This window comes from Aeromonas sp. S2(2024), assembly GCF_041402505.1.
GTDB classification, from domain to species: Bacteria; Pseudomonadota; Gammaproteobacteria; order Enterobacterales; family Aeromonadaceae; genus Aeromonas; species Aeromonas media.
In genome coordinates, this window is the sequence record NZ_JBGLRL010000015.1 from 1 (window position 1) to 12,131 (window position 12,131).

Consider the following 12,131-nt stretch of genomic DNA (forward strand, 5'->3'; position numbering starts at 1 on the left):
CGGCGATGTCGCCCGGGCGCCTGGGCTCGATGCGATAAGGCAGTGGCTTGCCGCAGGCGGCTGAGAACGCCGCCACCATCTGCAGCACGCTCTGGCCCTGGCCCGTGCCCAGGTTGTAGGGGTGGACGCCGCCTCGCCCCGCACAGTGGTGCAGCGCCTTGACGTGCCCCTCGGCGAGATCCATCACATGGATGTAGTCGCGTACCCCGGTGCCGTCCGGTGTGTTGTAATCGTTTCCAAAGACCGATAGGCAGTCGCGACGGCCAATGGCCACCTGGGTGATATAGGGCATCAGATTGTTGGGGATGCCCTGGGGATCTTCCCCCAGGGTGCCGGACTCGTGGGCGCCGACCGGGTTGAAGTAGCGCAGCAGGGTCATGCTCCAGTGGGGCTCGGCGGCCTGCAGATCCTCGAGGATCTCCTCGATGATCAGCTTGGAGCGGCCATAGGGGTTGGTGGCGCTGCGCGGGAAATCTTCCCGGATGGGGGTGTTGGCCGGGTCGCCGTAGACGGTGGCCGAGGAGCTGAACACCAGGTTGTGAACCCCGGCGCGCTTCATCGCCTGCAGCAGCACCAGGGTGCCGCTCAGGTTGTTTTCATAGTATTCGAGGGGGATCCGGGTCGATTCGCCGACCGCTTTCAGGGCGGCGAAGTGGATCACGGCGTCGATCTGCTGCTCGGCGAAGATGCTGTCCAGCAGTGCCGGGTCACGGATGTCCCCCTGATAGAAGCGGGGCAGTTGCCCGCTGATGGCGGCGACCCGTGTCAGCACGGCGGCCTTGCTGTTGCAGAGGTTGTCCACCACCACGGGTTCCATGCCTGCCGCCTGCAAGGCCAGACAAGTGTGGCTGCCGATATAGCCGCAACCGCCGGTCACCAGTACTCTCATCCTCTTCTCCACCGTTCGCGCCTCACGCAAGGAAAGTCTGAGCAAGAGTTTAGCCGAAGCCAGATTACTTAAACTGTGATGCGCGTCACGTAGCCGTGTAAACGATTACACTTGTTGTGAGAATGGACCTTTACCTGCGACTATCAGGTTGCCGGCACTCTTTACGCGCATTGTTGCCCGTTTCGACCGTGAGGAGAGTAAAGGCTGCGCGGGCGCCATCAAGGATGTTGCGCACGTGGTTGGCGATAACGTGGTAACGCTTCCACAGAAGGGTCGCTCGCCCAATGTCAGTGCCGCCTTCCGCGAGGTGATGCAGAAGGCCACGGCCGTACTGGACTACACCCCCAACGCCCGGGCTCTGGTCAGCCAGACCAACGACACCATGGTGGCGGTTGGCCATATGGGCAAGCCCTGCCTCTGTGCCTCGGCCAAGGAGAGCACCATGAAACGGGGTTGCGCCTGCTGATGGACACTGGTTTTCACCGCGCCAGCAGGAGCGGGAAGTGATCGAATTGCTGAGCGCAAGAGGTGTGAAGCCCAGAAGGGGGAGCAGCAAGGTACCAAGTGAGAAGAAAGGAGCGATGATGCCTTGTGTCCGCCCGGTTTGGCGCTGCTCAACAGCTAAAGCATGACCTTGAAGGAATGCGACATCGCCCTCAACAACCGGCAGGGTTACCACCAGGACACCGGGCAATATTCCGGGGCGGGTAAAGCGGTCTGGAGCGACCAGCGGGCAGTTTGCTCTCCCCATCACAGGGCCGCATTCCCCGCGATGTGCTGAGGCCGCACCGCAGCGGTTAAGTATGAAAAAAGCGAATAAAAACAATGCCAGTCAGACTTAACTGACTGGCATTCTGGTCTGAACCCGGTGGATTCATGCCATGACTCAGTGACGGCTGACGATGATCCTCCCGGTGCTCATGTCGCGGGCCTGACCGGTAACGCTGATCTTGAGTCCATATTCGGGTAGCAGACGACCGGCGTCCGGGATCTCCTTGCTCTGGTAGCTGCGGGAATCCTTGAACACCCGGTTCGGGGTGATCCAGAAGTCGCGCAGCAGGGAGCCGCTCGGATGTTTGAGGTCGAGGGGGCGCTGGAAGCCCAGGCCGAAGGCAGCATCGTGGATCTGGTAACGAGTGCCGGCCACGGCCCCATCGCTCCACGTGAGGGTGCGCTGATCCCCGTCCACCACCCCGAGGAAGCCTTCACCCGGGTGCTGGCCCACCCAGTTGTTAGCCTGGCTGCTGTCCACGTACCAGAGCAGCATACCCGGCTCGTAGCGCATCAGCTGGTCGGCCACGTTGATGTGGGCTAGTCCCTTGTCCACCCCCGCATGGCTGCGCCACTCGGCCAGGTAGTAGTGATCCTTGGCCTCGTTGCCATCGTTCTTCACAAAGCCGGCCAGGGTAAAGGCCGCACTGCCCTCGGCCCCGTCGCTCAGCAGGGTGTCGCCATCGGCGAGGATCTGCAGCTCGTCCACGAACAGCCCGTTTTCGGCCACGCCGCCATCGCTCTGGTATTGCAGGGTGAGGGTGATCTGCTGGCCGGCCCAGGGGGTGAGGTCGAACTCGGCATCGGTCCAGCCGTTGGAGTTGCCGGTGATGCCGACCCCGAAGCCGATCCCGTTCGGATCGTCGCTGGTGGTCAGGTTGCCTGGGATGGGTTCGCCGTTGACCAGCACCCGACCGTAGTCAAAGCCATCTTCGATCTGATACCAGGCCTTGAAGAGCAGGCTGGCGCTCTGCCTGCCGCCGAGATCCAGCTTGAGGCTCATGCGGTTGTCCAGGTTGTTGCCCTTGCCGCCGTGGTACTGGTACTGACCGGCATAGGGCGGGTTGAGGGGCACCTGTTTGGCGGGCAGGTTGATGCGCACCATATCATCGTTGCGTCCCTTGTCGTTGGCCTGATCCAGCATGTAGACGTTGCCGCGAGGGTTGAGATCGGCAAGCTGCACATTGCTGCCGTGCAGCCAGTTGCCCCCGAGGGAGGCCTGCAGGAACTCCTTGGCCCAGGGGGAGAATCCGGTCGGCTCGGTGCCGCCGATGACCCCGGCCCAGGAGCCTGAGGACATGATGGACCAGGTCGCCACCGGTTCCCCCTTGCCGCTGTACTTGGTGTCGTACTCGTCCGGCAATCCCAGATCGTGGCCATATTCGTGTGCACAGACCCCGGCCGCCGCATCGATGGGCTGAATGGTGTAGTCGTAGGCGGCGAACTGGCCGCCGAAATCGCCGTTCGGGCTGCTGGTGCCGGGGATGGGGTAGGGGGCGCCTAGGTTCCAGCGATGGGCCCAGATAGCATTCTCGCCGAGATCGCCACCCCCCGCCTCTTCGCCGACGCTGGAGTGGAAGATCATCAGGTGGTCGATGAGGCCGTCCGGCTCGTCCCGGTTGCCGTTGCCATTGAGATCGTAACGATCCTCCTGATCAAACTCGGCCAGATCGATGGCAGGATCTGCCGCCACCTGCGCCAGCGCCTCCTTCACCAGCTCCCGTACCGCCGTTTCGTTCTGGTTGCTGCCGTAGTAGGCCGCGTCCTTCCCGGCTGTGTACCAACCCGCCACCTGACCGCGCACGCTGTAGCTCTGGCCGGACTGCTGCTCGTAGAACTGGCGCATGGAGATGAAGCGTTCGCCGTTCGGACCGGCATAGCCTTTGGATGAGAACAGCAGATCGTTGTAGTGCGCCTGGCTGTAGTCCGGGTAGTACATGTTGGTGAGCTCGGGGGTAACGCTGTTCTTCGGGTAGTCGGGGAAGTCCACCAGGATGGCGAGGATCTTGTCCTTGCGCATCTTGCCCCTGTAATGCTCCTTCTCGATGGCCTTGAGCAGCAAGGTGGGCACCCGATCGCCGGGGCGGGCGGTGCCGTTCAGGCGGATCTTCTTGAGGATGCGCTCCCGTACCTTGCCCTCTTTCACCGCCAGGGTGCCACTGTTGCCGTTGTAGGCCCGTGACTTGTCGCGGTAATAGCGGGTCAGGGCCGCCTGCTCCATCTCGGGAGAGGCCAGGGTCGGGATCCGGCCGCTCTTCTTGAGCATCTCCAGCACCTTCACCTCGTCGGCGAGGGGGGCATCGAAGGGGCCATGGACCGGGGCGGCCATGACATGGTTTCCAATCATAAGGGTCGAGCCGAGAAGCAGGCTCGTTATTGTTGTTTTGGGCATTGCAATGTGCTCCTTCACATGATCAAAAAGGAGCCCGTCGGGCTCCTTTTCCGGACGGGGAGTGATTCACCCGCGTCCCTTTATGCCTTTGGATTGGTCCTTTGTCATCAGCACCTCGATGGTGGAAAACGCTGACCCGAAAGGAGTGTGTGATGTGTTTTGACTGTCTTGTGCCGGATGATGAAGGTATCTATGGGTGACACTTGTCAATGGTGGGTTATTACACTTTTTTAACCTTTTTACGGACACCACCATTTGGGAGGAGGCTTGAGAGGCAGTTATCTTGGTCCGCCGCATTGAGCCCGTTGCGCTCTGCGGGTATGCTTTGCCGCAACCACCCCCTGGCGGCGAGCGGGCCGACACGGCCGCAGCGTGCCCGCCAGCAGGGGCTACATCCATCCAATACCGTCTGGGGTTTATATGAGTATCAACATGCAAGAGTGGCGCGAAGAGACCACCGCCATCGTCAACGAGCTGCTGGCCGATGGCAGCAACCCGGATCTGGACTACGAGATTGAGCACCACTTTGCCTGCCAGGACTTCGATCTGCTGGAGAAGGCGGCGGTTGACCTGTTCAAGGCCGGCTTCGAAGTGACCGATGCCGAGGAGATGGAACTGGACGACGGCGCCACCATCTTCTGCTTCGATGCTACCGTGGAGTGCAAGCTGGATATCGAGACCATCGTCTCTGACATCGAGAAGATGCTGCCTATTCTGGAAAAGTACGGTGTGGACTACGACGGTTGGGGCACTTACTTCCAGGAGTAAGCCTGGGTCGGCGGCGGCTGTGTGCATCATGGTCCATGACGGCTGATACACTGCCAGACAATCAAAAGGCCACCCCTGGGGTGGCCTCGTTGTTGGTGGCGGGTCAAGCTGGCAACTGGTAGTTGCTGGCAAACTCCCCGGGGGGCAGGGGGCGACTGAACAGATAGCCCTGCAGTCGATCGCAGCCAGCCTGTACCAGCCAGGCCTGCTGCTCTACCGTTTCTACCCCTTCGGCGGTGATCCTGATGCCGAGTTCATGACCCAGACCGATGACGGAGCGGACGATGGCGGTGGTGGCCTGGTTGCTGGCCAGTCCCTGGGTGAAGCTCTTGTCCAGCTTGAGGGTCGCCACCTGCAGCCGCGGCAGGTAGGCGAGCGAGCAGTAACCGGTGCCGAAGTCGTCGATGGCGAGCTGGAAGCCCGCCTCGATGAGGCAGGTCAGATTGCTCTCTATCTCGTCGGCATTCTCCATCAGCACCCCTTCGGTGATCTCCAGCTCCAGTTGCCAGGGGGCGAGCCCGTGGCGCTCGATGCAGGCGAAGATCTGCGGGCAGAGTTCGGGATCGCGGAACTGCAGCGGTGACAGGTTGATGGAGAGCACCAGGTCAGGGGCCGCCACCTGCCAGCGCGCCAGCTGGGCACAGCCCAGCTCCAGCATCAGTTGACCGAGCTGGCCGATGAGGCCCAGCTCTTCCGCCAGGGGGATGAACTCATCGGGGGAGATCATGCCGAACTCGGGGTGAGGCCAGCGGCAGAGCAACTCGGCCCCGTGCAGCCGGTTGCTGTGGGTGCAGATGATGGGCTGGTAGACGGCGGTCAGCTCGGCCGATTTGATGGCCAGCGGCAACTGGGCGGCGATGAGCTGACGGCGCTTGAGCTTGGCATCGAGATCGGGATCGAACAGGGTGCAGTGTTGCTGCTGACGTTTGCCCTGTGCCAGCGCGGCCTCCGCGTGACTCAACAAACGCTCGGCCTCCTTGGCCTTGCCGTGGGCGATGCCGAGGAAGACCGGGATCTGGATCCTGTGCTCCTCGACCTGGTAGGGGGCCATCAGTTCCTGTTGCAGGTTGCGGCTCCACTCATCCAGGGAGAGGGGAAGCTCGGGCAGCAGCAGGGCGAAGTCATCGGCAGTGACCCGGCAGAGCAGGGACTGAGGCGGCGCCAGCCGTTGCAGGCGACGCGCCACCTGGCTGAGCAGGCGGTCGGCGACCCGGATGCCGAAGCGATCGTTGATCTCGCGAAAATGTTGCAGATCCACCAACAGCAGGCTGGCCTTGCGGGCGCCGAGGTGGCGGCTGGTCTGCAGGAAGTGGGAGAGCTTGAGCAGGCCGGTGAGGCTGTCGTAGAGCTGCTCCTGCTGCAACTGGGCCTGGGTGGTACGCAGTCCGGTGATGTCACGGCTCAGGGTGAGAATGCCGAGGGCGTTACCCTCGTCGTCCGGGACTTCGACCCGGGTGACTTCCAGATGGCGGCCCTTGCCCTGGGCATCCACCACGCAATATTCACCCTGTCCCAGGGTCTGTTCGACGGGTAGACGGGGGGGCACTCGTCGACCCAGGGCGTCGCTTGCCGTCAGGCCCATGAAGTCGAGAAAAGCCTGATTGCAGTCGATGAGCACGCCCTGGTGATCTTCGAGGCGAATAAGATCCGGGATGGCATCCAGCAGGCGGCGCTGCAACAGTTGCTGCTGGCGGAAGGTTTGCTCCAGCTCCTTGCGCTGATCGATGGCGCTGATCATGGCAAAGAGGGCAAGGGGGTTGCCCTGCTCGTCATAGAGCGGCACCTTGTGGATCTCCATCCAGTTGGTGTTGGCGCCACTGTGGCAGTGCCATTGCTGGTGCAGCAGGGGTTTTCCTTCGGCCAGCAGGCGCACGTCCTCCTCACGGAACTGATCGCCCCAGGGCATCTCGGCGTCCGTCTTGCCGACGAGGTCGCTTGGCTGCTGTAGTCCTGCCTCCCGGGCGAAGGCCTTGTTGGCAAACAGGTACCGTCCGGCCGTATCCCGGCAGAAGATATTCATGGGTAACTGGTCGATGATCTGCTGCAGCAGCGCCAGGGAGAGCGAAGAATTCACGTGAGCACTCACGGGGGAGACTTCGAGCAAATCTATGATAACAGGTCAGTTTTGTAAAGCTTGGGTTAAGAATCCACCATTTATGTGGATCCCTGCTGACAGTCTGTGTCGTGATCGCCATAATAGCCGCCGATTGGCCTGTGGTGGCCTTATGGATGAGAGAAGCAGCATGAAGAAGATAATGGGGGGCGCCCTGGCCCTGTTGATGGTGGGTTGTGCCAGTGACAACAATGGCGGCGAACAGTACCGCTATACCCCGCCGGTTGCCAAAGCGACCAACAACACCCAGGAGATGGCAATTCCGGTGGATCTGGTGTGGGCCCGCGCCGAGAAGTGGTTTGGCGATCACGGTCTCAACATCGAAAACAGCCAGCGTGGTTCAGGTCTGATGACTGCCAACGTCGAGAACTCGGCCGACGGGCTGGAGTGGCTGGATTGCGGCACCATGGGTTCCAAGGTTGCACTGGGCAACCCCAATCTGCAGATCAACCTGATCATCACCCAGAGCGGCAACAACAGCGTGGCGACCGTCAACGTCAAGGGCAATACCCAGCTCTACTTCGTCGAGTCCTCCGGCGAGCGCGTGCTGGCCCCCTCCATCACGCCGGTCTGCGTCTCCCGCGGCAGCCTGGAGCAGAGCCTGTTCGCCACCCTGGGCAACTGATCCTGCCCTGCCGGAGCGCATGAAACCCCGTTGCCTGCAACGGGGTTTTTGTTTTTGGCCCGCTAGCCGAGCAGGGCAGGCCAGCCCTGCTGGCGAAAGCGGCCAGGTGCCATCCCGCTCGACTGTTTGAATGCCTTGGCAAAGGAGGCCTCCGACTGATAGCCGACCCGCTGCGCCACCTCGCCGAGGGGGAGTTGATCCGGGTGGCGCAGCAGCTCGGCCGCTCGCACCATCCGCACCCGTACCATGAAGTCCCAGACGCTGCAGCCCAACCGCTGGCGAAAGTGGCGAAAATAGGTGGCGCGGGACATGGCGGCCAGCGCCGCCAGTTCATCCACGCTCCAGGGATGGGCCGGGTCGGCCAGCATGGCCTGCAGCGAACGGCCCAGCCTGGGGTCTTGCAGGGCGCCGATCAGCCCGAGCGCCCCGTGCGGATCGCTGGCATGGGCCCGCAGCCCCATGGCCAGCAGCACCTGACTGAGGGCCGTCAGCACAGCCCCCGAGCCCTGCTGTTCGCGCTGCAGCTCCTGGTGGATCAGGCTCAGTACCAGGCGCAGCGCCTGTTGCGACTCGCTGGTGAGTAGCGGGATGCAGAGCGGGCTCGGCAGGGCATCCAGCAACAGCGGCCGCAGCGGCCCCTTATAGCGGTACTCGCCGCACAGAAACTCCACTTGATCGCCGCCATCTCCCCTCAGCGGTAGCAGCCCGTCGCCCGGCTCGGCCAAGGCCAGGGTATCGCCTTCCCGCCAGATGGTATGGGGCTCGCCTCCGGGCAGCAGCAGCAGATCACCCGGCCGCAGGGTCACGTCATCGCCCTGCACCGTGGTGACCCGGATCTCTCCTTTCATCAGCAGGTGAAACGGCATCACCCCGGCCGGGCTCTGCTCATGGGGCAGTCTGAAACCGCCGCGATAGAGGCAGCGCAGGTCGAACGTGCCTTGGATGCCGGCCTGGCTGATCAGCTGGTCTATCTGGTCCATGATTCTATTTGACTGTTATTTGCGTCTTTAAAGTATTAAACGACTCACTTCTCGATGCAATACTGGTTTCATCGAACAGGCAGGGGCCTGTTCTGCCAAACCGGAGAGTCAAGATGCAAGACTGGGATCAATACCGTAAACAGTTGATGGGCCGCGTCATGGAGCTGGGCACCCTGAGCCCGGATACCCTCAAGGGTTATCAGCAGCTGTCGTCCGCCGGCAGCAAGAGCGGCGTGCTCGATGGCAAGACCCGCGAGCTCATCTCGCTGGCGGTGGCCGTCACTACCCGCTGCGATGGCTGCATCGCCGTCCATGCCGATGCCGCCCTCAAGCAGGGGGCCAGCCGGGCGGAGATCGCCGATGCACTGGGGGTTGCCGTTGCCATGAATGCCGGGGCCGCCATGGTCTACTCCGCCCGGGTGCTGGACGCCATCGATCGTTGAGCCAGGGTGGGGCGGCTCTGACGCCGCCCTGCCGCCAGGTTGTCGGTCTGCCGGCCAGTCCCTGCTGGTCCCAGCAAGTTGAGTGACCCTGCCTACCTTTGCCACGCCCCACGGGCGTGGCTTTTTTGTCTGCGGGCTGACCTGCCGGCCATGGTTTGCGCTTTCCAGAAACAAAACCCCCGGCTGGGCCGGGGGTTGGATGCTTATCTCAGGGGATCAGGGCTGGAGTGCGCTGTCACCGTGAAACAGCGCCCGCTCACCGGACTTGAGCACATAGCCCTTCCAGGGGAAGAGCTGGTAGGCCCCTCCCTGCCAGGACCAGTTTCCTTCCTCGCCCTGGCGGTCAAGGGGGATCAGCTCGCCGCTTGGCAGGGTCAGCTCGGCCTTGCTCTGATCAGCGTTGAACAGCACGAAGGCGCTGCCGGTCTCGGTGGCCTCGAGGGATTGCAGGCGCACCGCCTGTTCGAACAGCCGCACACACTGGTTGGTCAATGCCGACCACTGGTAACCGGCGCTGGCACGGCAGCCGTGGGCATCCTGATCGTTGCCGACCAGCTGGGGAGGCTGGGTGCTGCAGGCCGCCAGCAGCAGGGAGGCGGCCATCAGAGTCAGGGTTCGCATGCTCATTCCTGCTTGTCTTCGAGATTGTCCCGTTCGATCACGACGTTGGAGAAGCCCAGCTCCTTGAAGTAGTTCTCTCTGTAGTCCTTCACGCTCTTCTTGTCGCGGCGGCACACCTGGGCCAGCTGGGCTTCCATGGCGTGGAAGCTGGAGAGATCCAGCCCCTCGGCCGCGGCAATGGCGTCATAGATGCTGTTGAATTTGTCGTTGGCGTAGCCTATCTCTTTGGCCTGCTTCTTGTAGGTGTAGGTAATCTTAAACGCCACTGGGGTCTTCCTTCTGTTTGGCCTGTTTGCGCTGAACGTAGAGATAGAGGCTCTCTACCTTCTCTCGCGCCCAGGGGGTCTTGCGCAGGAACTTCAGGCTGGACTTGACGCTGGGATCGTCGGTGAAGCAGCGGATGTTGATCTGCTGCCCCAGTTGTTCCCAGCCGTAATGCTCGACCAGGGCGGTGACGATCGCCTCCAGGGTCAGCCCGTGCAGCGGGTTGTTTTTCTGCGAGGTAGCAGGCTTGGACTGGTCACTCATGCCTGCTCCGCCAGCTTGGCAAAGGGCTGACCCATGCGGGTGGTGACGCCGTTGGCCAGATGGGGTTCGAAACCGGCCAGCATGCCGGGGCCAAACAGGCAGACGACGGTGCTGCCGAGCTTGAACAGCCCCATCTCGGCGCCTTTTTGCAGGGTGATGGCCTCGTCGCCGGTGTAATCCCAGCGTACCACTTCCTTCTGTTTGGTCGGCGCTATGTTGCCGGCCCAGATGGTCTCGATGCTGGCGACGATAGTGGCGCCAACCAGCACCAGCGCCATGGGGCCGTGCGGAGTGCGGAAGGTGGCAACCACCCGCTCGTTGCGGGCGAACAGGTTGGGCACCTTCTCGGCGGTGAGCGGGTTGACGGAGAAGAGATCCCCCGGTACGAACACCATGCTCTCCAGCACGCCGTCCAGCGGCATGTGGATGCGGTGGTAATCCTTGGGCGCCAGATAGATGGTGGCAAAGTCCCCATCCTTGAATGGCGCCACCAGATCCTCAAAGCCGCCCAGCAGCTCGCGGGCACTGTAGTCGTGGCCCTTGGCCTGGATGATGCGGCCTTGGCTAATGGGGCCGAGCTGGCTGACGGTGCCGTCCACCGGCAGGGCCAGGGTCATGGCATCCTCGACCAGCGGACGGATCCCCGGCTTGAGCTCGCGGGTGAAGAAGGCGTTGAAGCTTGCGTAGTGTGCCGGATCTTCGTGCAGCGCTTCGCTCATATCGACGCCGTACTGCTTGATAAAGGCCTCGATCACCCGGGTGGTGAGGTTGCCAGCCTCGGCAGCAGCAAGCTTGCCGAGCAGGCGGGAGAGGGCGTGTTTGGGCAGGCAGTATTGACCGGCAATTTTCAGGTTGTCAGTGATGCTCATGATCTTCATCTGCTCTTTCTAAAAAGAGGGAGGTTGATTGGGTCACAGCCGGGCTTGTTGCCGACCGTGGCGGGCTTCCTGCATGGTTTCCAGGATGCGGTGATAGTTGTGGAAGCGGTCAGGGCTGATGGCGCCACTGCTGACCGCCGCCCGCAGGGCGCAGCCGGGATCATCCTTGTGGGTGCAGTCGCGGAATTTGCAACTGCCGAGGTAGTCGCGAAACTCCACGAAACACCAGGTGATGCGATCGGCTTCCAGATGCCAGAGGGCGAACTCGCGGATCCCGGGGGAGTCGATGAGATCGCCGCCGCTCGGGAAGTGATAGAGCCGCGCCGTGGTGGTGGTGTGGGTGCCCAGCCCCGAGTTTTCGGAGATCTCGCCGGTGAGCACGCCGAGCCCCGGCATCAGGGCGTTGGTCAGGGACGACTTGCCCACCCCGGACTGGCCGACGAAGATGCTGATCTTGTCGGTCAGGGCGGCCTTGAGCGCATCGAGCCCCTCACCGCTCTCGCAGCTTACCAGGATCACCGGGTAGCCGAGCTTGCGGTAGGCGGCGAGCTGGCCCTCGACCCGGGTGCGGGCCGCTTCGTCCAGCATGTCGACCTTGTTCAGGACGATGAGGGGCGCGATTTCCACGTCTTCCGCCGCCACCAGGTAGCGGTCGACTATGTTGGTGGAGAACTCGGGCATCACCGCCGAAACGATGACTATCTGGTCGATGTTGGCGGCGATGGGTTTGACCCCGTCGTAGAAGTCCGGCCGGGTCAGCACGGAGTGACGGGGATGTACCGCCTCGATGACGCCGGCGGTCGCGGCATTGAGGCCGGGACGCCACACCACCTTGTCACCGCACACCAGGCTGTTGATGCTGCTGCGACGCAGGTTGCTGCGGTGTATGGTGCCGTCGACGGCTTCCACGTCCGCATGCTGGCCGAAGCGGCTGATCACCACCCCTTCGATGGCCGGGCCAAACAGGGTGTCATCCACCACAGTGGTGTGATCTTTTTGCAGCCGCCGCTCGCGGTTGGCCTGAACGCGCCTCTGTTGACCCAGATTGAGTTTTGCTTTCTTTGCCACTCGATTCGCCAGTTTATGAACAGATCCAAAGCCAGTATGATACATGCAAATTGGC

The 12,131-nt window shown here is 62.5% G+C and carries 13 protein-coding genes; 4 read left to right on the forward strand and 9 right to left on the reverse strand.

The features are described 5' to 3' along the window. On the reverse strand, positions 1-889 hold an 889-nt coding region (gene galE, locus ACB039_RS14860; protein WP_371165946.1), incomplete at its 3' end, for a UDP-glucose 4-epimerase GalE. 235 nt (positions 890-1,124) lie between these two features. Between galE and ACB039_RS14865 the strand changes: the two genes are divergently transcribed. Further along, positions 1,125-1,355, forward strand: coding sequence for a hypothetical protein (locus ACB039_RS14865; protein ID WP_371165947.1), 231 nt, complete (start codon positions 1,125-1,127; stop codon positions 1,353-1,355). Between the two features lie 420 nt (positions 1,356-1,775). On the opposite strand, the gene ACB039_RS14870 is transcribed toward ACB039_RS14865, so the two are convergent. Then, on the reverse strand, positions 1,776-4,052 hold the full coding sequence (locus tag ACB039_RS14870) for an immune inhibitor A domain-containing protein (protein ID WP_371165948.1): 2,277 nt from the start codon (positions 4,050-4,052) through the stop codon (positions 1,776-1,778). Between the two features lie 432 nt (positions 4,053-4,484). On the opposite strand from ACB039_RS14870, the gene rraB reads away from it, so the two are divergent. Beyond that, complete coding sequence (gene rraB / locus ACB039_RS14875) at positions 4,485-4,820, forward strand: ribonuclease E inhibitor RraB (protein ID WP_041206820.1); 336 nt, start codon at positions 4,485-4,487, stop codon at positions 4,818-4,820. A 103-nt stretch (positions 4,821-4,923) separates the two neighbouring features. Here the strand turns inward: rraB and ACB039_RS14880 are convergent, their stop codons facing one another. Continuing rightward, positions 4,924-6,894: a putative bifunctional diguanylate cyclase/phosphodiesterase gene (locus ACB039_RS14880; RefSeq protein ID WP_371165949.1), complete on the reverse strand. Its 1,971-nt coding sequence runs from the start codon at positions 6,892-6,894 to the stop codon at positions 4,924-4,926. A 169-nt stretch (positions 6,895-7,063) separates the two neighbouring features. Between ACB039_RS14880 and ACB039_RS14885 the strand changes: the two genes are divergently transcribed. After that, entirely contained in the window at positions 7,064-7,558 is a 495-nt protein-coding gene (locus ACB039_RS14885; protein ID WP_042648318.1) for a hypothetical protein, read from the forward strand. 62 nt (positions 7,559-7,620) lie between these two features. Here ACB039_RS14885 and ACB039_RS14890 read toward each other — a convergent pair whose 3' ends face one another. After that, positions 7,621-8,538 carry an AraC family transcriptional regulator gene (locus ACB039_RS14890; RefSeq protein WP_371165950.1) on the reverse strand — a complete coding sequence of 306 codons (918 nt, stop codon included), beginning with the start codon at positions 8,536-8,538 and terminating at the stop codon, positions 7,621-7,623. 113 nt (positions 8,539-8,651) lie between these two features. Here ACB039_RS14890 and ACB039_RS14895 point away from each other — a divergent pair, with 113 nt between their 5' ends. Further along, positions 8,652-8,981, forward strand: coding sequence for a carboxymuconolactone decarboxylase family protein (locus ACB039_RS14895; protein ID WP_024945875.1), 330 nt, complete (start codon positions 8,652-8,654; stop codon positions 8,979-8,981). Between the two features lie 216 nt (positions 8,982-9,197). Here ACB039_RS14895 and ACB039_RS14900 read toward each other — a convergent pair whose 3' ends face one another. From ACB039_RS14900 to rsgA, 5 genes are read right to left on the reverse strand one after another with little or no spacing between them, the layout of a single operon-like run. Then, positions 9,198-9,602, reverse strand: coding sequence for a hypothetical protein (locus tag ACB039_RS14900; protein WP_182787782.1), 405 nt, complete (start codon positions 9,600-9,602; stop codon positions 9,198-9,200). Between the two features lie 2 nt (positions 9,603-9,604). Further along, complete coding sequence (locus ACB039_RS14905; RefSeq protein ID WP_005327324.1) at positions 9,605-9,868, reverse strand: DUF2960 domain-containing protein; 264 nt, start codon at positions 9,866-9,868, stop codon at positions 9,605-9,607. After that, positions 9,858-10,130: a VF530 family DNA-binding protein gene (locus ACB039_RS14910; RefSeq protein ID WP_005327326.1), complete on the reverse strand. Its 273-nt coding sequence runs from the start codon at positions 10,128-10,130 to the stop codon at positions 9,858-9,860. Before ACB039_RS14910 ends, ACB039_RS14905 begins: the two co-directional genes overlap by 11 nt. Beyond that, complete coding sequence (asd, locus tag ACB039_RS14915; RefSeq protein WP_041206823.1) at positions 10,127-10,999, reverse strand: archaetidylserine decarboxylase; 873 nt, start codon at positions 10,997-10,999, stop codon at positions 10,127-10,129. The genes ACB039_RS14910 and asd overlap by 4 nt, the downstream gene beginning before the upstream one ends. Positions 11,000-11,041: 42 nt before the next feature. After that, a complete protein-coding gene (gene rsgA, locus ACB039_RS14920) occupies positions 11,042-12,076 on the reverse strand; it encodes a small ribosomal subunit biogenesis GTPase RsgA (protein WP_041205120.1) in 1,035 nt (344 codons plus the stop codon). Positions 12,077-12,131 lie beyond the last annotated feature (55 nt).